This is a genomic window from Solwaraspora sp. WMMA2080, assembly GCF_027497395.1.
Taxonomy (GTDB): domain Bacteria; phylum Actinomycetota; class Actinomycetes; order Mycobacteriales; family Micromonosporaceae; genus Micromonospora_E.
This window is the reverse complement of sequence record NZ_CP114910.1, coordinates 838,832-862,748: the sequence shown is the minus strand read 5'-3', so window position 1 is coordinate 862,748 and position 23,917 is coordinate 838,832. Positions and strand designations below refer to the sequence as shown.

At 71.5% G+C, this 23,917-nt stretch carries 11 protein-coding genes; all 11 read left to right on the top strand.

Annotated features, from left to right (window positions below):
• The first annotated feature begins 155 nt into the window (after window positions 1–155).
• The 11 genes from O7543_RS03715 (at window position 156) to O7543_RS03665 (ending at window position 23,884) form a co-directional block, all read left to right on the top strand.
• The gene (locus tag O7543_RS03715) at window positions 156–1,580 is read left to right on the top strand and encodes an IS1380 family transposase (protein ID WP_281555162.1); all 1,425 of its coding nucleotides are present in this window, start codon (window positions 156–158) and stop codon (window positions 1,578–1,580) included.
• 681 nt (window positions 1,581–2,261) lie between these two features.
• Complete coding sequence (locus tag O7543_RS03710; RefSeq protein WP_281555163.1) at window positions 2,262–4,253, top strand: AfsR/SARP family transcriptional regulator; 1,992 nt, start codon at window positions 2,262–2,264, stop codon at window positions 4,251–4,253.
• Between the two features lie 135 nt (window positions 4,254–4,388).
• Complete coding sequence (locus tag O7543_RS03705; RefSeq protein ID WP_281555164.1) at window positions 4,389–6,236, top strand: glycosyltransferase; 1,848 nt, start codon at window positions 4,389–4,391, stop codon at window positions 6,234–6,236.
• Between the two features lie 76 nt (window positions 6,237–6,312).
• Complete coding sequence (locus tag O7543_RS03700) at window positions 6,313–7,623, top strand: aminotransferase class III-fold pyridoxal phosphate-dependent enzyme (RefSeq protein ID WP_281555599.1); 1,311 nt, start codon at window positions 6,313–6,315, stop codon at window positions 7,621–7,623.
• Window positions 7,617–8,651: an NAD-dependent epimerase/dehydratase family protein gene (locus tag O7543_RS03695; RefSeq protein WP_281555165.1), complete on the top strand. Its 1,035-nt coding sequence runs from the start codon at window positions 7,617–7,619 to the stop codon at window positions 8,649–8,651. The genes O7543_RS03700 and O7543_RS03695 overlap by 7 nt, the downstream gene beginning before the upstream one ends.
• Window positions 8,620–9,522, top strand: coding sequence for a UbiA prenyltransferase family protein (locus O7543_RS03690; protein ID WP_281555166.1), 903 nt, complete (start codon window positions 8,620–8,622; stop codon window positions 9,520–9,522). The genes O7543_RS03695 and O7543_RS03690 overlap by 32 nt, the downstream gene beginning before the upstream one ends.
• Window positions 9,515–10,516 carry a glycosyltransferase family 2 protein gene (locus O7543_RS03685; protein ID WP_281555167.1) on the top strand — a complete coding sequence of 334 codons (1,002 nt, stop codon included), beginning with the start codon at window positions 9,515–9,517 and terminating at the stop codon, window positions 10,514–10,516. Before O7543_RS03690 ends, O7543_RS03685 begins: the two co-directional genes overlap by 8 nt.
• Window positions 10,513–11,712 carry an endonuclease/exonuclease/phosphatase family protein gene (locus O7543_RS03680; RefSeq protein ID WP_281555168.1) on the top strand — a complete coding sequence of 400 codons (1,200 nt, stop codon included), beginning with the start codon at window positions 10,513–10,515 and terminating at the stop codon, window positions 11,710–11,712. Before O7543_RS03685 ends, O7543_RS03680 begins: the two co-directional genes overlap by 4 nt.
• A 201-nt stretch (window positions 11,713–11,913) precedes the next feature.
• Entirely contained in the window at window positions 11,914–13,221 is a 1,308-nt protein-coding gene (locus O7543_RS03675) for an MFS transporter (RefSeq protein ID WP_281555169.1), read from the top strand.
• Window positions 13,218–22,400 (top strand): MupA/Atu3671 family FMN-dependent luciferase-like monooxygenase, encoded by a 9,183-nt coding sequence (locus O7543_RS03670; RefSeq protein ID WP_281555170.1) that lies wholly within the window; start codon window positions 13,218–13,220, stop codon window positions 22,398–22,400. Before O7543_RS03675 ends, O7543_RS03670 begins: the two co-directional genes overlap by 4 nt.
• Complete coding sequence (locus tag O7543_RS03665; protein WP_281555171.1) at window positions 22,397–23,884, top strand: condensation domain-containing protein; 1,488 nt, start codon at window positions 22,397–22,399, stop codon at window positions 23,882–23,884. The genes O7543_RS03670 and O7543_RS03665 overlap by 4 nt, the downstream gene beginning before the upstream one ends.
• Window positions 23,885–23,917 lie beyond the last annotated feature (33 nt).

Sequence of the window (23,917 nt, the reverse complement as noted above, 5' to 3'; positions counted from 1 at the left end):
GCGGCGGTCACCGCCGCCCCCGGCCCACCCCCGACTACCCTCCCCCGTTCAGAGGGGAATTGGTTGATCGAGGGTGATGAAGGAAAGGTGCACCTGACCTGCGAGGATGTGATTGTCTAGATCAAGTCCAGAGCAGAAGCGGGTGCACCTTTCCGGTGAGTAAGAGTAACGGTTGGGATCAACGGCTGGTCGTGGCCTCGGGTGGGAAGGGTTTGGTCGGTCACGCGGGTGCGGTCCTGCTGCGCCGGTGTGCGGACCGGACCGGGTTGACCGGTGGGTTGAACAAGGTGCTGCCGCGGGGGAAGGGGCCGGGCTGGTGGGATCGGGGCACGGTCCTGGTCTGCCTGGCGGTCGCGATCGTGCTCGGCGCGACGAGCATGTCCGACATCGGGCTGCTGGCGCATCAGTCTCTGGTGTTCGCCGAGCCGCCGTCGCAGGCCACTGTGCGTCGCGCCCTGGCGGGGCTGGACGAGGCCGGGCTGCGCCGCGTCGCCAAGGCACGGGCGAAGGTCCGGGCCCGGGTCTGGGATCTGCTCGCCGGTCGGCCGCAGGGTTTCCCCTGGCTTGCCGTGGCGGGCAAACTGCTGTCGGGGTGGGTGGTCATCGACCTGGACGCCACTTTGATCACCGCCCACAGCGACAAGCAGGGCGCGGCCGCGACGTTCAAGCGCGGGTTCGGGTTCCACCCGTTGGGGGCATGGTGCGCGAACACCGGCGAGAGCCTGGCCATGTTGCTGCGCCCGGGTAACGCCGGATCGAACACCATCACCGACCATATCCGGGTCCTCGGTGAGGCGATCGTTCAACTCCCCGTGAAGTACCGGCGCAGGATCCTCGTGCGGGTCGACGGCGCTGGAGCCACCCACGACCTGCTACACCACCTGGAGCAGATGAACCGGCTGTGGCGCACGGTGCGCTTCACCGTCGGATGGACAATCACCGACGCCGACGAGATCGCGATCGCCGCCCTGCCCGAGCGGGCCTGGGACAGCAGCCTGCGTCAGGACGGGACCGCCACCGACACCGCGCAGGTCGCCGAACTGACCGGCCTCAACACCCGCCTCGGCGGCTGGCCCGCCGGGCTGCGGCTGCTCGCGCGGCGCACCCGCCCGGCCGCCCGGCACGCCAAGAAACTCACCGACCTGGAGAAGAAGACCGGCTGGCGGTACGCGATCGTGGCCACCAACATCGGTCGGATCGGCGGCGTGCCCGGCTCGCACCACCCGCAGTGGCTCGACGCCCCGCACCGCTCCCACGCCGGCGTGGAAGACCAGGTACGAACGAACAAGGCCATGGGCCTGCGGAACTTGCCCAGCAAGTCCTGGACCGTCAACCGCGGCTGGATCCTCGCCGCGAACATCGCCGCCGACCTGGCCGCCTGGACCCGGCTACTCGGCCTGCACGACCAACCCGATCTCGCCCACGCCGAACCCGACACCCTGCGCTACCGGCTACTGCACCTACCCGCGAAACTCACCACCCACGCCCGCCGCCGAACACTGTCCATCCCCGACACCTGGCCCTGGGCCGACGCGTTCCTGATCTGCTGGCAACGCCTGCACCTGCCGCTGACCACCTGACCCACCCAACCTGCCCCTACCAGCAGAAAGGCAAGCCCCGGGACCGGAGACCCGGCGCGCCCGCAGCGAGACGCGGCCGGCCCGTACACCCACAAGAGGACAAAACAGTCAAGCCGAAACGGTCAGGCAGGGACCAAACCCCTCTGACGAATCGAGGCTACCCCCGGCCCAGGTCGAGGAACGGGCGGCACCACCGGCCGAGCGTGCTGCCGGAGATGAATCAGGATGCACCTGCGGCCCGACGCCATCGGACACACCAGGATGACCGCCGCTGGTAACCGGCACCACACCGTGACGACCGTCAGTCAGAAAAGATCATTTATCGATGATTGGCTGTGGATATCTCCAGAACTAATGCCACAGCACCATTCGGCACAGTACCCGGTGCCGCCTCTTCGAACACAGTCGCGCTATGGAAGCATGCGGTTACTAATGATAGACTTTCGTGAATCTTCGGGATCTTGGATTATTGCTGCAATTTCCGCTCGACGACGGTTTTGACGACCACAAGAAGAGGCGGTAACCACGATTCAGCCTCAGGAAACGACGGGTCGACGACACCGCAGACGAACCGGAGTGACTACCGGAGGTAACAGCGTGCGTGTAGAGATACTGGGGCCCCTTCGCGTCGGCCACCAGGGGCAGCGGTTTCGCGTACCGGGACGCCGCAGTCAGGTGATCATGGCGATACTGGCGCTGGAGGCCAACCGTGTCGTAACGGTGGAACGGCTCATCGACGCGGTGTGGGAGGAGAGCCCACCGTCGACCGCACGCGGCCAGGTGCAGATCTGTCTGTCGACCCTGCGCCGGACCTTCGCCGGCCGCGACCTGGCCAGCCCTTTCGAGACCCACCGCTGCGGATATCTTCTCCGGGTCCGCGACGGTCAACTCGACGTCGACGTGTTCAACCGGCTCATCGCCGAGGCACGCTCCATCATGGCCCTCGGCAATCTGGCCGCAGCCGCCGAACGGCTGCGCGCGGCTCTGGCGCTGTGGAGCGGTCCCGCCCTGGCCGGCCTGCCGGGACGGGTCATCGCAGCAGGCCGTAAACGGCTCGAGGAGTCGCGAACCGCCGCGATCGAGGAGCGGATCCGACTCGATCTGGCCCTGGGCCGCCACGAGGAGGTGATCGGTGAGCTGATCTGGCTCATCGAACGCGGCCGGCTACGCGAGCGGCTGTACGCACTTCTGATGCTGGCGTTGTACCGCTCGGGCCGGCAGGCAGAGGCGCTGGACACTTACCACGCCGCGCGGACCGCGTTCATCGACATGCTCGGCATCGAACCGGGCGACGAGCTACGCCGGCTCGAACAGGGAATTCTCCGCGGCGATACCCAACTGGAGCTGTCCACACACCACGCCACTGGCTGGCGGGGGTACCGGCCGGCCGCACCGCGCCCCACGCCGTGCCAGTTGCCGTCCGACACGGCCGACTTCATCGGCCGCGAAGCCGAGATCGCCGCCGCCTGCAACGCCCTGGCCCCGGGCCGGGCCGACGGAAGGGCAGTGCCGGTGGTCTCCGTCACCGGCCGCGCCGGCATCGGCAAATCCGCCCTGGCCCTGCACGTGGCACACCGGATGCTCCCCGACTACCCGGACGGACAGCTCTACGCGTCGCTCGACGCGACGCAGGGCAGCACGGAGCAGGTGCTGCGGCGCTTCCTTCGGGCGCTCGGCGTCGACCGGGCCGACATACCAGTGGAGATCGACGAGCAGACCCACCTGTACCGGAGCCGACTCGCGGGTCAGCGGATCCTCGTCGTGCTCGACGGCGTCACCGACGAGTCGCAGGTCCAGCCGCTGCTGCCCGGGAGCGGCACCTGTGGTGTGCTCGTCACCAGCCGGTCCGCCCTGGTTGGCCTGCCCGGCGCGCACCGTGTCCGGCCCCGGCCGCTCAGTCCCGCCGACGGGCTGCGGCTGCTCGGCAGGATCATCGGTCACCAGCGGGTGGACACCGAGGCGGACGCGGCGGACGCTCTCGTCACCTTCTGTGGCGGGCTGCCTCTCGCCCTGCGGATCGCCGGTGCCCGGCTGACCGCGCGGGAGCACTGGGGCATCGGCCAGCTCGTGGCGCGGATGCGCGACGACACGCGGTGGCTCGACGAGCTGGAGCACGGGCCGCTCAGTGTGCGGGCGAGCCTGGCGGGTAGCTACCGGGCCCTGCCCGACGGCACCCGACGGCTGCTGCGCCGGCTCGCGCTGCTGGACTGCGCCCAGCTCCCGGCCTGGGTCGCGGCGGCTCTGCTGGACGCCGAACCGACCATCGCCGAGGACCTGCTCGAACAGTTGACCGACGCGCAGCTGGTGGACGCGGAGCGCGTGCCGGGTGGTGGCCAACCGCTGTACCGGTTGCCGGCGCTGGTCCGCGTGTTCGCCGCTGAACGCGCCGAGGTCGAGGACACCGCGGTGGTACGGGAGCAGTCGCTGCGCCGGGTCTGGGCCACCTGCCTGTACCTGACCGGTACGGCGAGCCGACCGACGGACGGCGCCGGCGTGGTGCCCTCGCCGATGGTGACCGACGCGGCGGTGGACCGGCTGCGTGCCGATCCGGTCAGCTGGCTGACCGCCGAACTGCCCACCCTGATGGCCGCGGTGCACCAGGCGGCCCGGCTCGGCTGGCAGGGTCCGGCCGGTGACGACGCCTCCGGTTCGCCGCGTACCGCCACCAGGTAGCCGCCGGACCCGGTATCCGGCGACTATCGATCGGACATCGACCGCTTTCGCTGAGATATCGGCCAGCCACCGGGTCCGCCGGGCGGGACAGCGAAGCGATATTCCATCGAAGTCGGCGACTGTTTCGCTGATCGCATGGCCCTCACCGTCTCCGTAGTCATCCCCAACTACAACTACGCCAGGACCCTCGACGCCTGCCTGCGCTCGGTGTACGGGCAGACGTACCCGCCGCACGAGGTCATCGTCGTCGACGACCACAGCACGGACGGCTCGCGGGATATCGCCGCGCGGTTCCCGTGCCGGACCGTCGTCCACCCCGACAACCGGGGCGTCTCCGCCGCCCGCAACACCGGAGCCGCCCTCGCCTCCGGCGACGTGCTGTTCTTCCTCGACTCCGACGAGGCGCTGGAGCCCGACGCCATCGCCAACGCGGTGGCGATCCTGCGCGACGATCCGGACGTCGGCTGCGTGCACGGGGTGATCGCACCGGAGCCGCTCGTCGACGACGGACCGGTCGAGTGGTACCGCACGCTGCACGCGTACTGGTGGCTACGGCGGCACGCCGGCCCGGTCCGGACCGCCTTCTTCGCCCAGGCGGCGATCCGCCGCTCGATATTCGACGAGGTCGGGCCGTTCGACGAGCAACTACGTGACTCCGAGGACCTGGAGTACAGCGACCGACTCGCCCCGCGTACCCGGATCGTGCTCAGCGAGCGCGTCGTCGCCCGGCACGACGAGGTCGCCCGGCTCGGTCCGCTGCTGGCCGAGCAGTTCCGCCGGTCCCAACTGCTCGCCCGGACCGTACTGGCCGCCCGCCGTAAGGGCCGCGCCAGCGTGACCGCGAACCGCCCCACCGGAATCCTCGCCGTGGCGGGGGCGCTGGGCATGCTCCCGATGGCCGTGATCCATTCGGCCTTCGCCCTCGGTTCGGCGCTGCTGGTCGCCGTCTTCGCGGTCTGCGACCTCGGGCTGCTGCGGTTCGTCGCCCACCACCGTGGTCGCCGTTTCCTGCCGTTCTTCCTCGGGGTGCACCTGCTGCTGCACGTCGCGCTGGTCGCCGGGGCGGCGCTGGGCTGCGTACGGCTGCTGCTCGGCACCCGGCCGACGCGCTGGCTCACCCCGGTGGTGCTGGTCGCCGCCGTGGTCGCGCTCGGCTTCACGGTACGCGCCGCTGGCACCACACCACTGGTTGCGCTGAGTCGCCCGGCCGGCCTGCCGCTGCTGCTGGCGGCGACCGCCGCGAACCTGGCCGGGTTGCTGATCGGCATGGTGGCGTGGCGGGTCCTGGTCCCAGTCCGCGGCCTCCCGGCGGCCCGGATCTTCTTCCTCGGCCAACTCGGCAAGTACTTGCCCGGACGGGTCTGGGGCGTGGTCACCCACGTGGACCTGGGCCGGCAGGCCGGGGCACCTGCCGAACGCATGATCACCGCCTACCTGGTCAGTATCGGGCTCACCATCCTCGCCGGGGCCGGGGTGGGACTGCTCGCCGCGCCGGGGCCCTGGATCCTGCTGCCCCTCGTCGGATTCGTCGCCCTGCTGGTCCGCCCGGCGCTGCTCGACCGGCCCGTCGCCCTGGTCGCCCGGCTCGTCCGACGCCCGGTCACCCCGCTTCGGCCGGCGGCGGTCCGCGCCGCGCTGGCGCTGGCACTGCTGTCCTGGCTGGTCTCCGGCCTGCACCTGTGGGCGCTGGCGGTGGCGCTCGGCGCGCCGGCCGACCGTTCGGCAGCGGTCGCTGTCGGCGCGTTCGCACTGGCCACCGTGGCCGGCAGCCTGTCAATCGTCGCACCTGACGGCTGGGGGGTACGCGAGTTCGCGCTCGCCGCCGCTCTGGCCACCGTCCTGCCCTGGGGGGTGGCCGGCACGGTCGCCCTCGCCAGCCGGCTGATCTGCGTCGTCGTCGAGATCGGTACCTCCCTCGCCGTACTCGGCCTGGCCCGTTTCCTGCACCGAGGAGAGTCGCATGTCCACGCTGTTCACCCTTGACGACGCCGAACGGCTCGACGCCGGCGAGGTCCACGACCTGTACCGACGGCACGTGAACAAGTCCCAGGTGTCGCTGATGACCTCGTTCGGGTTCGGCCGAGAACTGGTCGACCGCGCCGAGGGCGCCTACCTCTACCAACGGGACGGCCGCCGAATCCTCGACGTCACCGGCGGGGTCGGCGTGCTCAACCACGGCCACAACCACCCGCGGATCCTGGCCGCCCGACGACGGTACACCGACCGGCACCGGATGGAGGTGCACAAGACCTACTTCTCCCCGTACCTGGCGGCGCTGTCCCACAACCTCGCCCAGGTGCTCCCCGGCGACCTGAACATGTCGTTCCTGCCGAACTCCGGCGCCGAGGCGGTGGAGGGTGCGGTCAAGCTCGCGTACAAGTACCACGACGGGCGCCGCGCGACGGTGCTGCGCGCCGACATCAGCTTCCACGGCAAGCTGCTGGGCTCGGGTGGCCTGACCGGGCAAAGCCAGTACGCCTTCCCCACCATCCCCGGTATCGACACCTTCACCTACGGCGATCTGGAGTCGGTGCGCGCCGCCGTCACCCGCCACCGGGGCGACGTCTACGCCATCCTCATCGAACCGTTCAGCGCGTCGACGATCCGCTGGTGCTCGGCCGAGTTCCTCTACGGCCTACGCGAACTCTGCACCGAGCAGGACATCGTCCTGGTCTTCGACGAGATCTACACCGGCTGGGGCAAGACCGGCAGCCTCTTCTACTTCATGCGCCACGAGGGGCTGATCCCCGACGTGCTGACCACGTCGAAGTCGTTCGGTGGCGGCAAGTCGTCGATCTCCGCGTTCGTGGCCCGGGAACCGCTGTACCGCAGGGCCTACGACAACCTCGGCGACGCGTTGCTGCAGAGCACCAGCACCACCTACTACGGCTTCGGCGAGGAATGCGCCACCGCGTTGGAAGCGGTCAACGTCGCGGTCGCCGACGACTACCCGGCCCTGGCCCGCGACCTGGAACGGGTCCTGCGTCCCGGCCTGGCGCGGATCGCCAAGCAGTACCCGGACATCGTCAGCCAGGTGGCCGGCGCCGGTGCGCTGTGGGGGGTCTTCATCGACGGCGGCCCACGGATCCTCGACCTCGTGGCCAAGCTGGCACCCGGCGGCATGGCCAAGGACCCACGATTCAGGACGAAGCTGGTCACCTGCGCCGTGATCAACGCGCTCTATCACGACCACGACGTGTTCGCCTACTACACCCTCAACGGGCGCAACCCGTTGATCATCGCGCCGAGTCTGGTGACCGTGCCCGCGGACGTCGAACGCGCCGTGGACAGCCTGGACCGCACTCTCGCCCATGGGCTCGGGCGGCTGGTCACCCGGTTCGTCCGGGAGAAGGTGAGCACGCTGTGGTGAGCCGGACGGTCGTCGTCACCGGAGCCGCCGGCATGCTCGGCTCCCACCTCGCCGCCCGGCTGCGCGCCGACGGCCACCACGTCCGCGGCATCGATCTGCGCCCCGGCGTCGACGTCGCGGTGACCGGCGACGTAAGGGATCCGGCCGCGATGTCCCGGGCGGTGGCGGGCGCCGACGCCGTCGTGCACTGCGCGTCGGCGCTGCCCAGCTACCCGGTCGCCGAGATCCGGTCGATCATCGTCGACGGCGCGCGGACCGTGCTGACGGCTGCGGTCCGGGCCGGGGTGGCCCGGGTGGTGCACATCTCGTCCACCGCCGTCTACGGCCTGCCCCGGACCGTACCCACGACGGAGGAACACCCCCGGGAGCCGGTCGACCCGTACAGCGCCGCGAAGTCCGCCGCGGAGGAGTACGCCGAACGGCTGCGCGCCGACGGCGCCTGCCTGCCGATCGTGCGGCCCAAGACGTTCCTCGGCCCCGGCCGGATGGGGCTGTTCTCCATGCTGTTCGAGTGGGCCGAGGAAGGCCGCAACTTCCCGGTGATCGGCCGTGGCGACGTGCGCATCCAGATGCTCGCCCTGTCCGACCTCGTCGACGCGGTGACCACCGTGCTGGACGCGCCCGACCCGGTGGCCAACGACACGTACAACCTCGGCGCGGCCTCCTTCGGCACCCTGCGCGAGGACTTCCAGGCCGTGCTGGACGCCGCCGGGCACGGCGGACGGGTGGTGTCGGTGCCGAGCCGCCCGGCGCTCGCGCTGCTCGGCACGCTCGAACGGCTGCGGCTGTCCCCGGTGTACGGGCGCCTGCTGCACAAGCTCACCGCCGACTCGTTCGTCTGCATCGACAAGGCCCGGGACCGGCTCGGATTCACCCCCCGTATGTCCAACCAGGACGCCATCCTCGACACCTACGCCTGGTGGCGTGACCAGCGCAAGGAGCCCCGTGATGCTGCCCAGAACACCGGACGTACCAGCCGCGATCCCTGGAGACAGGGTGCTCTCGCCGCCGCCAAGGTCTTCTTCTGACCGAAGGTCTTCTTCCGACCGTCCGCGCCCCGGCCTCGCCCGCGACCTGATCGTCCTGCTGCGACCCGGACAGTGGCCGAAGAACCTGGTGGTGCTGCTCGCGCTGCTGGACCCCGCGTTGATGGACTGGCGGTCCGCCGGCCGGCTCGCCGTCGCGGTCGGCGCGTTCGTCCTCGCCGCCTCGACCGTCTACGTGCTCAACGACATCGCCGACCGCGAGCAGGACCGGGCCAGCCTGACCAAACGCCACCGCCCGATCGCGGCTGGACGGGTCACCCCCCGGACGGCGGCGCTGCTCGGGGTACTGCTGCTGGCCGCCCTCGCGGTGATCGTCGGCGACGCGCTGACCGCCTGGTGGCCGCTGCTGGTTTACCTGCCACTGAACCTCGCGTACAGCTTCGGCCTCAAGCACGTACCGCTGGTGGACCTGTTCGTCGTCGCCACCGGGTTCGTGCTGCGGCTGGTGCAGGGCTACACGACCGTCGGGGCGCGTCCGCCCGGCTGGCTCGTGCTGTGCGTGCTGTCGGTATGTCTGCTGCTCGTCCTCGGCAAACGCCGCCACGAACTGCTCGCCGACGAATCGGCCCACCGGCCGGCGCTGGCCGGCTACAACCAGCACCTGGTCGACGCGCTGCTGGTGCTGACCGCCGCCGCCACCCTCGTCACCTACCTGGCGTACGCCGCCACGGTCAGCGCCACCGGGCTGCTGACCGTCCCGTGCGCGCTGTTCGCCCTCTTCCGCTACCTGCAGGTCGTGTTCGTCGACTCGGGTGGCGGCAACCCCGTCTCGGTGCTGCTGCGCGACCGGGTGCTGCTGGTCAACGCCGCGCTGTGGCTGCTGCTGCTGGAAGGGAGTCAGTTGCATGGATGAGCCGAAGGTGTCGGTCGTCGTACCGATGTACAACGACAGCCGGACCATCGACCTGTGCCTGGCGTCGGTGTCGACCCAGACCTACCCGGCGCACGAGGTCATCGTGGTCGACGACGCCAGCACCGACGACAGCGCCGTACGTGCCGCCCGGCACGCCTGCACCCTCGTGCGGGCCGAGCGCAACGGTGGACCCGGCGCCACCCGCAACCTCGGTGTCCGGCACGCCAAGGGCGACATCGTCTTCTTCATCGACGCGGACATGGTCATGTACCCGGACGCGATCGAGAACGCGGTCGCGCTGCTGTGCGGCCCACGAGGGTACGGCGCGGTCTTCGGCGTACCGGACAAGGTGCCGCTGTTCCCCGAGGGACCGGTCGGGCAGTACCGCATCCTCCAGTACCACTACTGGCGGGTCAGCGCGCAGGGCGAGGTCAGCGGCGGCTTCTACGCGCTCGGCGCGGTAACCCGCGCGGCGTTCGACGCCGCCGGCGGGTTCAACCCGGCGCTGCGGCAGACCGAGGAGATCGACCACGCGGAGCGGCTGTCCCAGCGGTACCCGATGCTGCTCACCGCCCGCGTCAGCGGTCGGCTCTCCGACGAGAGCCACCTGATACCCCTGCTGCGCAAGGCGATTCGCCGCGCCCGGCTGCGGGTGCCGTTCTATCTGCATCGCGGCCGGGCGATGCAGGGGATGGAGACCGGTGGCCGGGCCGCCGCCTCGGTGCTGGCACTGCTCACCATGCTCAGCCTGCCGGCGGCGGTGGTCCACCCGCCGGTGCTGGTCGGCACCGCGCTGCTGCTGGCCGCGTTCGTCGCCGTCGACGCCGGCCAGTACGCGTTCGTCCGCCACGAGCGGGGCTGGCCCTTCCTGGTCTTCTTCACCGCGGTGCACCTGCTGGTCAACGCCACCGTCGCCGGTGGACTCGCCGTCGGCGTCCTCACCTGGCTCACCAGCCGACAGTTCCGTCACATGTACGAAAGGACCACGCCGTGACGATCGATGACATCGCCGGGTCCCCCGCACCGGTGCCGCCGCTAACCGACCGGACCGCGCCTCGGTGGCAGCGCGTGGCCCGGGCCCTGCGGTGTTGGTACGGCTGGCTGCTGATCGCGGCGGCGGTGCTGTGGCTGGGCTACAACGTCGTGCGCCGGGCCGCCACCGGCAGATGGCACTGGTCGATCCTGCTCGACGCGGTGCCGCCGGTGTTCCTCATCGCCGTGCCACTGCTGCTGCTCGGACTCAGCGCCGCCGCGTGCGGTCCGCGTCGGCGGTGGGCCGCCGCCCTGGCCCTGGCCGGCCTGCTGCCCGGCATCGACCAGACCGGCGTCAACCTGCACGCGCTGCGGCCCGGCGACCGGCCCGTCCCGGCCAGCGCGGTGCACGTGGTGAGCTGGAACACCAACTACTGGGGCATGAGCAACGAGGATCCGCAGGCGCAGCTCAGATTCCTGAAACGGCTCGACGCCGACGTGTACCTGCTACAGGAGCATGTGATCTGGGTGCCGGGCACCGGCGAGGTCGGCTACCACCCGATCCGGGACGACGCCAGATTGCAGGCGGAGTTCCCCGGCTACCACATCGTGCACCGCAGCGAACTCGTCACCATCTCCCGGTTCCCGGTCGTGGCCACGCCGGTCTTCGGCCCGGCCACGCAGCTGTCTCCGGACGCACCGTTCAACCAGGTGTTCAGCCGGGACAAAGTGCTGCGCACCGACCTGCGCGTGGGGGACAGCACCGTTTCGGTCTACAACGTGCACGTCACCGTGCCCACCGCCATCGACCTGAGCATCCTGCGGCCCCAGGTCGACCCGGACGCGTACTTCCGCCGCAAGTTCGACTGGCGGCAGGCTGAGGTGCAGGGTCTCGTCGACGATCTGCAGGCCAACCCGAACCCGTCGATCATCTCCGGCGACTTCAACGCCACCTCGTCCATGGGGACGCTCGACCCGTTGCGGGCGGTGGCCGAGGACGCGACCACGGCGAGCCGTCACCTGCTGCCGATGAGCTGGCGGTTCAACGCCCCGATGACCTTCCAGTGGGACAGTCCCCTCGCCGGCCTGCCGCTGCCGTTCTGGCGGATCGACTGGACGTTCACCGCAGGTCCGGTCAGGGTGCACCGGTACGAACTGGCGTCTGCGGAGTACCTGTCCGACCATCGGCCGCAGCATCTGTGGTTCTCGGTGGGCTGACGCCTCGTGCCGGCTTTCTAGGGAAAGTAGATGTTGATCAGATCGATGGCGTCCCATACTCTGACGGGCGGTAGTCATCACGTAACCGCGAGCCAATGGCGACCACCGTCCTTGGGGGCACAGCTTGCCGCACCCTTCCCGCTCTGCCGGGCACCCCCCACGACCGAGGCCGACGGCGCCTGACGTACCCGCCGGCCGATCGTGACCGTCACGGATCAGGACCCGGGCCGGACCGGCAGCGGGATGCGACACTTCCGCTTCCTGGTGGTCGGCAACGCGGTTTCGGCGTACGGCACCTATCTGGACATGATCGCGCTGAGCCTGTTCGCGTACTCGCTGACCGGCAGCGCCACCCACACCGGCCTGTTCATGGCGTTACGCCTGGCCACCAGTGTCCTCACCGGATTCGGCGCCGGCAGCCTGGTGTCCCGGCTCGACCGCAAGCGGCTGATGGTGACCTCCGACGTCAGCCAGGCGTTCGCCCTGATCGTGCTGGTCATCGCGCCAGCCACGGCCCAGGCCGGCCTGTTGTACGCCGTCGCGGTCGTCACCGGCGCCGGGGCGACCGTCACCAGTGTCGCGCTGCGCAGCAGCATCCCCGAGATCGTCGGGCAGGACCAACGGGTCCGGGCCAACGCGCTGCTGGCCACCGGCCGTTCGCTGGCGATGGTCGCCGGGTTCGCCTCGGCCGGCGTGCTCATCTCCACGGTCGGCTACACCGGTGCGTTTCTCATCGACGCCGGGGCGTTCCTCTTCTCAGCGGCGGTCCTGGCCCGGCTGCCGATCACCACCCGCAGCCGGCGGCCGGCAGGCGCGACGGACGCGGCCGAGGCGGCGGACTCCGTGCCGGGCGCCGCAGCAGACGCCGGACCGGATGACGCGCTGCGGCGGCCCGGGATTCTCGCCGCGCAGTTGACGGCCCTGCGCTATTTGCGGCTCACCCCGGTCCTGCTCGCGCTGATCAGTCTGCGCGCCGCCGACGCCTTCGGCTCGGCCTCGCACAACGTCGGCCTGCCGGTGCTGTCCACCATGCTGGACCCGCAGCATCCGGCCGCGTTCATGTCCCAGTTCTGGGCCACCTGGGCGGTCGGCAACATCATCGCGCAACGCGGCGTCGCCCGTTGGGCCAGACGCACCGGCCGGACCATCAACGAGCGCGCGTTCGCCGCCGGCGCGGCGCTCATGTCGGTGGCGTTCATCCTCACCTTCACCGCGCCGCCGCTGCCGCTGGCCGTCCTGGTCGCCACCGTCGCCGGCATCGCCGACGGCTTCACCGAGATCGCCTATACCACCCGGCTGCAGGCCACCCCGGATGATCAACGCGGCTACGTCTTCGGGTTCTCCGCGACCGCAGAGAACCTCGGCTTCGGCGTCGGCATGGTGGCCTGCTCCTTTCTGCTGGAACAGTTCAGTCCGTTGACCGTGGTCACCCTGTTCCACGGGCTGGCGGTACTGCTGGCAGTGGCTTTCCTGGCCGCGCTGTGGGCGCGTCGGCGGACGACGACATGAGTGCCCCGACGCGCGGTGGCACCGACGACCGGCGGATCGCCATCATCGGCATGGCGTTGCGGCTACCCGGCGCGGACACCCCGCAGGCGTACTGGCACAACATCCGCGACGGCGTGACCAGCGTACGCAGGTTCAGCCCCACCGAGTTAGCCCGCGCCGGCGTGCCCGAGCAGCTGCGCGAGTCACCGGACTTCGTCGCCGTCAGCGGGGTGCTCGACGACATCGACTCGTTCGACGCCGAGTTCTTCGCGATGAGCCCGCAGGAGGCGCGCACCGTCGACCCGCAGCACCGGCTGTTCCTGCAGACCTGCTACCACGCGCTGGAGAACGGCGGGTACGCGGGCGCGCGATCTGACACCAGGGTGGGCATCTTCGCAGGTGTCGGATACCACCTTTATCCGCTCAACACCTACCTGCGCAACAACCTGGCCACCGCCCGCTGGGACGGTGACTTCGCCCCGGCGTTCCAGGTGGCCGTGGGAAACTACAACGACTTCGCCGCCACCCGGGTCGCGTACCGGCTCGGCCTGACCGGTCCGGCGGCCACCGTGCAGAGTGGTTGCTCGACCGCGCTGGTGGCGGTGCACCTGGCCGGCCAGGCGTTGCTCGCCGGCGACGCCGACCTGGCCCTGGCCGGCGCGTCGGCGGTGCACACCCCGCAGATCCTGGGCTACCGCCACGTCAAGGGCACCATCCTGTCCCGGTCCGGCCGGTGCCGCGCGTTCGACGCGTCGTCCGACGGCACCGTCGGCGGCAACGGGGTCGCGGCGGTGCTGCTCAAGCGGTACGACCGGGCGGTCGCCGACGGGGACACCATCCACGCGGTGATCCTGGGTGGCGGTGTCAACAACGACGGTGCCGCGAAGACCAGCTACGCCGCGCCCAGCGCCGCCGGGCAGCGCGACGCCATCCTGCGGGCGCTCGACGTGGCCGGGGTCTCCCCGGAGACGATCGGCTACCTGGAGACCCACGGCACCGGCACCTACAAGGGCGACCCGATCGAGTTCGAGGCGATGACCTCGGCGTACCGCCGACGCACCGACCGGACCGGCTACTGCGCGATCGGCTCGGCCAAGCCGGCCATCGGACACCTGGACGCCTGCGCCGGCATGGCCAGCCTGATCAAGACGGTGCTGGTGCTGCGGCACGCGACGATTCCGCCGCTGGTCGGGTTCGAGCGCCCCAATCCGGCGTTGGACCTGGCGGCCAGCCCGTTCGTCATTCCCACCGAGGCGCGCGCCTGGCCCGATCTGTCCGGGCCGCGCCGGGCGGGGGTGACCGCGCTCGCGGTCGGTGGCACCAACGCCCACCTGATCCTGGAGGCACCGCCACCGGCACGACCGGGGCTGCCGGCGACGGCACCTCCCGGCCCCGCCCGTCACGGGGCGGAGGAGCCCGCGACGGCACCGCCCGCGACGGCGGACCCGGTGGCGGTGCCGCTGTCGGCGTACCACCCGGAGAGTCTGCGTACGCTCGCCCGCCGGCTGCGCGACCACCTGCGGGCCGACCCCGGGCTCGACCCGGCCGACCTAGCCACCACCACCGCACTCGGCCGGCCGCACCTGCCGCACCGACTCGTCGTGTCCGGCGCGACGACGACGGCGCTCGCGGACGCCCTGGACGACTACCTCGCCGCGCCGGGGCGGCAACGCCCGGGGCGGGTGGCCACCGGCACGGTGCCGGGCGCCGGCATCGCCTCCGGCGGGCCCGGCGGGGTGGCGCCGGTGGTGGTGTACGGCGGGCAGGGCACCTCGTACCCGGGCATGGCCGGGCCGCTGTACCGGTGGTACCCGCAGGTGCGGGCGGTGCTCGACGCCTGCGAGGCGTACCAGCGCCGCTGCGGCGGACCGTCGGTGCTGACGCCGCTGCTCGACGGCCTCTCCGGTGACGACCGGATCTGGCCCGCCGACGTGGCGCAGCCGGCGCTGTTCGCGTTCCAGGTCGCACTGACCGGGCTGTGGAGTTCGCTCGGGGTGGCGCCGCGCCTCGTCGCCGGCCACAGCATCGGCGAGTACGCGGCCCTGGCTGCGGCCGGAGCGCTGACGATCGAGGACGGCCTGCGGCTGACCGGGTTGCGCGGACGGCTGATGCGGGAGCACACCGCACCCGGCGGCATGGTGGCCGTCTTCGCCACCCGGGCCGCGGTCGACGAGGTGCTCGCCACCGACCGGCGGCTCGACCTCGCCGCGACCAACGCGGCCGAGCAACATGTCGTCGCCGGGCCGGTCGAGGCGCTCGACGCCGGCTGTGGCGTGCTCGACCGTCTCGGGGTGCGTTGGCACCGGCTCGCCGTCGACCGCGCCTTCCACTCGGCACTGCTCGACCCGATCCTCCCCCGGCTCGGCGAGGCGTTCGGGTCGGTCCCGTGGGCGCCGTTGGACACGCCGCTGGTCAGCAGCGTGGACGGCACCGTGCTACCGGCGGGGCACCGGCCGGACCCGGCGTACCTGGTGCGGCAGACCCGGATGCCGGTCCGGTTCGACCTGGTCGCGGCCGCGATCGCCGAGACGTCGGCCGCCGCCGGGTCGGCCGGTGTGCCGGTGCTGGAGCTCGGTCCACAACCGAGTCTGGTCGGGTTGCTGCGCGCGACACTGCCCGGGTCGTCGGCGCTCGCCGCTCAGCGCCGGGGCGCGGAACTCGATCAGCACCTCGACACCTGTGCCCGGCTGCACGTCCACGGAGTCGATCTGGACTGGAACGCCCTGCTCGACGCCGGGCAGGCGCACGCGCGCCGGGTGCCGCTGCCCGCGTACCCGTTCCAGCGACGAGTCCACTGGACCGGACCGCCGCTGGCACGAACCGAACCTGGAGGGCTCATGGTCGACGTCGAACCCGTCCGCGACGCTGGTGCCACCGTCGCCGCCGCACCGGCCGCGCCGGACCTCGCGCCGGTAATCGAGCGGGTACGCGAAATCAGCGCCCGACATCTCGGCTGCGCCCCGGACGACATCGTCATCGACCGCCCGTTCGTCGAGATGGGTGCCGACTCACTCGCCATGATCAACGCACTACGGGAGTTCGAGGGCGAGTTCGGCGTCCGGCTCGCCATGCGCGAACTGTTCGAGGAAGCGGACACCCCGAGCAAACTGTCGCGCCTGATCCTGTCCCGTCGGACCCCGGCACCGCCAGCACCGCCAGCGCCGCTGGCACCAGCCACACCGGCACCGGCCGAACCGCCGGTGCCAACTGCGGTACCGGCAGCACCGGGCGTTGACGTGCACGGGCCCAGGGTGGTCGTGGCACCCGACAGCGGTCCGGCCGGCGCGGTCGCTACCGGCCACGGCCGAGCCCATCTGGACGACCTGCGGCGACGGTTCGTGGCGAAGACCCGGCGGTCGAAGGAGATCGCCCAGCGCCACCGTGGCGTGCTCGCCGACAGCCGGGCGGTCGTCGGCTTCCGCAGCGCCACCAAGGAGATGCTGTACCCGATCGCCGGCCAGCGTGCCAAGGGCGCATGGCTGGAGGATGTGGACGGCAACCGGTACGTCGACATCACCATGGGCTTCGGGGTACTGCTGTTCGGCCACGAACCGGACTTCGTCGCCGACGCGGTCCGGGAACACCTGTCCCGGGGCATCCGGCTCGGACCGCGCAGCGTCGACACGGGAGAGGCCGCAGTGCTGTTGAGCGAGCTGACCGGGATGCCCCGGGTGGCGTTCGCCAACTCGGGCACCGAGGCGAACTCGGCCGCGATCCGGCTCGCCCGGGCCGCCACCGGACGCGACAAGATCGTCATGTTCCACGGGTCGTACCACGGACACGCCGACAATGTGCTCGGCCGCTCGGTCGGGACGGGTGCCGACCGGACCACCGTCCCGGTCAGCACCGGCATCCCGGCCAGCGCCGTCGCGGACCTGGTCGTACTCGACTACGGCGTACCGGAGAGCCTGCAGGTGATCGAGTCACTCGGGGAGCGGTTGGCCGCCGTCGTGGTCGAGCCGGTGCAGAGCCGCCACCCGTCCCTGCAGCCGGCGGAGTTCCTGCGCCGGCTCCGGGACATCACCCGGCGGTACGGCATCGTGCTGATGTTCGACGAGATGCTGACCGGGTTCCGGCCCCATCCGCGCGGCGCACAGGGCCTGTTCAACGTGACCCCGGACCTCGTCACGTACGGCAAACTGCTCGGCGGCGGCTTCCCGATCGGGGCGATCGCCGGACGCGCCGACATCATGGACGGCGTCGACGGCGGATTCTGGCGCTACGGCGACGACAGCCGCCCGCAGCGGGAGACGACCTTCTTCGGCGGCACCTATATCCAGCATCCGGTCTCCATGGCCGCCGCGCGCGCGGTGCTGACCCGGTTGACCGAGTACAGCCCACGACTGCAGCAGGAGCTCAACGCCCGGACCGACCGGCTCGTCGGCACGCTGAACGACTTTATCGCCGAGGAGGAGTACCCGGTCCGGCTCGGCCACGTCGGCTCGCAGTTCCGCTTCGAGCACCGCGCCGACCTCGAGTTGCTCTACCACCACCTGCTGCTCAAGGGGGTGTACGTCTGGGAGTGGCGCAACTTCTTCCTCTCCACCGCACACACCGACGACGACGTCGACCTGGTGATCGACGCGGTGCGCGCCTCGCTACGCGACATGCGTGCCGGCGGGCTGCTCCCCCGTCCGGCCGGGCCCGCCGTGCCCACGGCGAAACCGGAAGACACCGCCCCGACCGGACCGGCGGTGCGCACCCTGCCTACGGCAGGAACCGGACCGGCGGTACGCACCGAACCGGCAGCGAGTACCGCAGCAGCAGGCAGCCTCGAACCGGCGGGCGGACCGGGACGACCGGCACCGGACTTCAGCGTGTACTTCTTCGGGGACTATCCGCCCGGCTCGGGGGCTGCCGACCCGTACGAGCTGATCGTCGACACGGCCCGCTTCGCCGACCAGCACGGATTCCACGCGCTGTGGATCCCCGAGCGCCACTTCCACTCCTTCGGCGGGGTGTTCCCCAACCCGGTGGTGCTGGCCGCCGCGCTGGCCCGCGAGACGAGCCGGATCCGGTTGCACGCCGGATCGGTGGTCCTGCCGCTGCACGACCCGATCCGGGTCGCCGAGGACTGGTCCATGGTCGACCGGCTGTCCGGCGGCCGAGTCGGCATCGGTTGTGCGCCCGGCTGGCACGCGGGCGACTTCGTCCTCGCCCCGGAGCACTTCGGTGCCCACCGCGACGTGATGTACCGCCACCTCGACCAGGTACGTCGGCTGTGGCGTGGCGAGGCCGTCGAACGGCGCAGCGGCACCGGCGAACCGGTTGAGATCCGCACCCTGCCCCGCCCGGTGCAGGCGATGCCGCCGATGTTCGTCGCCGTGGTCGGTAACCCGGAGTCGTACCAGCGGGCCGCCGAGCACGACCTCGGCATCGTCACGAACCTGATGAGCCAGTCGGTGGAACAGTTGGCCGACAACATCCGGCGTTACCGAAAGACCCGGGCCACGCACGGGCTCGACCCGGACGGCGGCCGGGTGGTCGTGCTCGTGCACACCTACCTCGGTGCGGACTCGGCACGGGCGCGGGCCGAGGCGTTCGCGCCGCTGAAGGCGTACCTGCACTCCTCGCTGTCGCTGTTCGGGCAGATGACCAACAGTCTCGGATTCCAGGTGGACCTCGACACCGCCGACGCCGACGATCTGGACTACGTGTTCCAGCGCGCCTACCAACGGTACTGCGAGGCACGGGCGCTGATCGGGTCGCCGGACGACGGCATCCGGCTGATCGACGCGCTCACCGCCGCCGGCGTCGACGAGGTGGCCACGCTGGTCGACTTCGGCGCATCCCCCGACCAGGTGCGGGCCGGGTTGCCGCAGCTGGACCAGCTACGGGCCAGCTACCAGGCGGCGACCGAGACGTCACCGACCGACGCACCGCCCACCGACACGTCCCCGGTCAGGCTGACGGCGGCGACCGGCAACCCGGTGGCCGTCCGCGACGCCGGCCCGGACCGGTCCGGGCCGGCGTCGCGTGGGCAGGCGCGGATGTGGTTTCTCGAACGGCTGCACCCGGGCCAGGGCACCTACAACGAGGCGGTCAGCGTACGGCTCGACGGTCCGCTGGACGTGCCGGCGCTGCGGGCCGCACTGGAGCAGCTGGTGGCCCGGCATGGGGCGCTGCGTACCGTGTTCCGGGAACGCGACGGCGAACCGGTCCAGGTCGTCCTCGGCCGGGGCACAGTGGACCTCACCGTCGAGGAGCACGCCGGGCGGGACGAGAACGACACCGTACGGCAGGTGCTGGCCGAGGAGAGCCGGCGCGAGTTCGACCTCGCGCAGGGTCCGCTGCTGGCGACCCGGCTGCTGCGGTGGTCGGCCGAGCGGCACGTGCTGGTGCTGTCCGTGCACCACATCGTGGTCGACGCCGAGTCCGTGCGGGTGCTGGCCGGGGATCTCTCCGCGTTGTACCGGGCCGCACTCGGCAGCCGCTCCGCCGACCTGCCGGAGCTTCCGGTGGACTGCCTGGACCTGGCCCGGCGGGAGGCGGACGCCGGCAGCGGTTCGCCCGCCGCGCCGGCCGGTCTGGCCTACTGGCGGGAGCAACTCGCCGGTGAACTGCCGGTGCTGGACCTGCCGACCGACCGACCACGCCCGACGGTGCGCGGTGGCACCGGCGCGTCGGTCCTGCGCGGGCTCGACCCGGAGCTGTCCGGGCTGCTGAGCCGGCTCAGTAGCGCGCACCGGGTCACGCTGTTCATGACGGTACTCGCCGGGTACGCGGCCACGCTGCGCCGGTTCACCCGCAGCGATCAGCTGGTCGTCGGCACACCGGTGTCGGTCCGGCCCACCGGCGCCGAGGCGGTGGTGGGGTTCTTCCTCAACACGGTCGCCCTGCGGCTGGACCTGTCCGGCGACCCGACCTTCGCCAACCTGCTCAAGCAGGTCCGCGACACCGCCCTGGACGCGTACGACCATGCCGACATGCCGTTCGACGCCGTCGTCGGCGCGGTGAGCCCGGACCGGGACACAAGCCGGACCCCGGTCTTCCAGACCATCGTGGAGTTCGACAACGGCGGCGACCAGCTCCCGCTCGACCTGCCCGGGGTGACCGCCCGCACCCTGGCGCACCGGGCCGAACGGGCGGTGACCGACCTGGCCCTGTACGTGACCAACCACGCCGACGGGATCGACTGCCGGTTGGAGTACGGCACCGACCTGTTCGTGGCGGACAGCGCCGAGCGGTTGCTGTCGTATCTGGTCGCGACGCTGGCCGCCGCCGTCGACCAGCCCGATACGCCGATCTCGAAGCTGGTCGGCATCCTCGACACCGACCGGGACGCGCTGGAGGGTTGGGGCGTTGGACGACAGCGCGTGCTGCCGCCCGGTGGTGTGCACGACGCGGTGCGGCAGTGGGCGCGACGCACGCCGCAGGCGGTCGCGGTGATCGGTGGCGGCACGGTGCTGACCTACCGGCAACTCGACGAGCAGGCCACCGCTCTGGCGCAGCGGCTGGTCCGGCACGGGATCGCCGCAGGCGACATCGTGGCGCTGTGGCTGCCCCGGTCACCGGAGTTCGTCGTCGCCGCCCTGGCGGTGCTGCGCGCCGGAGCCGCGTACCTGCCGTTGGATCCGTCCCTCGGCGGCCGGCAGGTGAGTTTCATGGTCTCGGACAGCGCGGCCCGGGTGGTGCTGGCCACCGGGGGTGACACCGCACCGGACCTGCCCGACGGGGTCCGTCTGCTGCACGTCGACGGGTACGGCGACACCGATCCCGTCGGCGGGTCCGACGACCCCGGCCGCGTGGCGGACGATCCGGATGCGGCGTGCTACGTCATGTACACCTCCGGTTCCACCGGCAGGCCGAAGGGTGTGGTCATCACCCACCGCAGCGTGCTGAACCTGTGCCGGTGGTACCGCGACGAGCTGGAGCTGACCGCCGACGACCGGAGTGCCGTGGTGTGCGGGCAGAGCTTCGACGCCTCGGTGCTGGAGATCTGGCCGCCGCTGCAGGTCGGTGCGAGCCTGACGATCGCCGACGACGACGTACGGCTGGACTCGATGGCGCTGGCGCGCTGGATGCGTACCGCCGGGGTGAGCGTCGCGATGCTGCCCACACCGATCGGGGAAGGGTTGCTCTCGCTGCCTGTCGCGGCCCAGCCCCGGCTGCGTCACCTCACCGTCGGCGGCCAGCAACTGCGGGTACGCCCACAGTCCGGGGTGCCGTACGTCGTACGCAACGTGTACGGACCGACCGAGACGACGGTCATCGCCACCTTTGACGTGGTGGCGCCGGCGGTGGCCGGAGCCGATGGTCCGATTCCGATCGGCCGGCCGCTGGACAACGTCCGGGTCGAGATCCGCGACGAGTGGGGCAACCTGGCTCCGGTCGGCGCCGTCGGGGAGCTGTTCATCGGCGGCGCCGGAGTGGGTCGCGGCTACCTGAACCGGCCCGAGCTGACCGCGCAGCGGTTCGTCGACGACCCGCCCGGCGGCCCCGGTTCGCGCCGCTACCGCACCGGGGACCTGGTGCGGTGGACCGCCGACGGGGTGCTGGTGTTCCTCGGCCGTACCGACGACCAGGTCAAGATCCGGGGGAACCGGGTCGAGCCAGGTGAGGCGTCGGCCGTCCTGCGCAGGCTGGATCTGGTCACCGACGGCATCGTGGTGGCCCGCCGGGACCGGCGCGACGAGGCGTACCTCGCCGGGTACGCCGTACCCGCGCCGGGCGTGGCACCCGACGGGCTGGCCGACCGGCTCGTCGCCGCGATGGCCCGCGAACTGCCCGACGTGCTGATCCCCCGGGTGTGGGCGATGCTGCCGGCGCTGCCGCAGACCGGCAACAACAAGGTCGACCGTGCCGGGCTGCCGGAGCCGACCATCCGTACCGGTGAGCCCGCGCCACCGCTGGCCCCGCCGACGACACCACAGGCAGTGGCCCTACCGGCGGCCCGGCGGGAGACCCGGAACAACGACCCGACCGGTGACTCGCTGACCCGGACGGTGCGGGCGTTGTGGGCCGCCGAACTCGACCAGGATCCGGAGCGCATCGACCACGACGCGTCCTTCTTCGCCCTCGGCGGGCATTCGATCAACGCGATGCGCCTGCTGAACCGGGTACGCGAGGCCACCGGAGCGGACTATCCGGCGTTGGAGTTCTTCCGCGCCCCGACCATCGCGGCGATGGTGGGCCGGCTGCGCGGACACGCCGCGTCCGCCGACGGCGGGCCCGTCAGCCGGGTGCGGGGCACGCTGTGACCTTCGCCGAGCTGCTGGAGTACGTCGCCGTGCACGATGTGCGGCTCACCGGCACCGGCGACACCCTGCACTACGACGCCCCGGCCGCCGCGATGGGTCCGGAGCTGGTCACGGCGCTGCGATCGCACAAGGGCGAACTGCTGCGCTGGCTGGCCGCACCGGCGCACGAGCGGGAGGTGACCCGGGCGCCGCTGTCGGCCCAGCAGGAGAGGGTGGTGGAGGTCGCCGGCCGCAGCACGCACCCCGCCAGCTGGAACGTCGGGTTGCGGCTGGAACTGGTCGGCGAACTCGATGTCGCCGCGCTAGACGCCGCGCTCGATGGTCTGGTCGCCCGGCACCATGCGCTGCGTGCCCGGCTGATCCGCGACGGTGGCACCTGGACCCAGCGGATCCTCGCCCACCGGTCGGTCCCGCTGCCCGTCGTCGAGTTGACCGCGCTGGCGCCGGACGCGGCGCGGCGGCGGGCCGAGGCCTTCTGCCGGGAGGTGGTGGCGCCGGTGTTCGCGCTGGCGGACGAGGCACCGGTGCGGTACGCGCTGATCCGGCTGGCGCCCGAGGAGTCCTGGCTGGTGCTGGTGCTGCATCACGTCGCCTGCGACGGCCGGGCGGTCACCGTACTGCTGCGCGAGCTGGCGGACGGGTACCGCACCGCCCGCGATTCAGGTACGCCGGACTTCGGCCCGCCCACCGCCCAGTGCACCGACTACGCACGCTGGCAGCAGGGCCAGTGGGATGAGCCGACCCGCCGCCGACGGCTCGCCTACTGGGCGGAGCACCTGGGCGACGGGCCGCTGGCGCTGGATCTGCCGTTCGACCGCCCCGCACCGCAGCAGCCGAGCGGGCGGGCCGCCACCTGTCGGTTCGAGATCCCGGGGCAGATTCGGCTCGCCGTCGAGGTGCTCGCCCGGGAGCTGGGTGCCACGGTGACCGCGGTCGCCGCTGCGGCGTTGGCGCTGCTGCTCGCCCGGCTCAGCGGGCAGCCCGACGTCACCCTGTCGATGCCGTACGCCAACCGGTCACCCACGGCGTACGAGGACACCGTCACCGTGCTGGCGACGGCGTTGCCGGTACGGATCCGCACGGCCGCCGCCGCGACGTTCGCCCACCTGGTCGGCCAGGCCGCCGACGGCCTGTTCGCCGGCATCGACAATCTGCTGCCCACGGCCTGGATCTACCAGCAGCTACCCGCGCCGGACAAGGGCGCGGCGTCGTCCGGAGTGACGGTGAGCTTCGCCTTTCAGAGTACGTTCGACACCCGGATCGAGCTGCCGGAGTTGGCTGTACGGGTGCACGAGGTGCCGACCGGGGTCGGGCGGGCGGCGCTGCTCATCGTCCTGATGCCCGGCCCGGACGGGATCGACGGCTATCTGGAGTACCCGGTGGACCGGCTCGACGACGACACCGTTCGCCGCTGGATGACGAGGTATGTCGACCTGCTCGCCACGGCGGCTGTCGGCCCGAACCGTCTGCTTGCCGACCTCTGACCGCCGGAGTCGTCCGCCGAGGGCCACGACGAC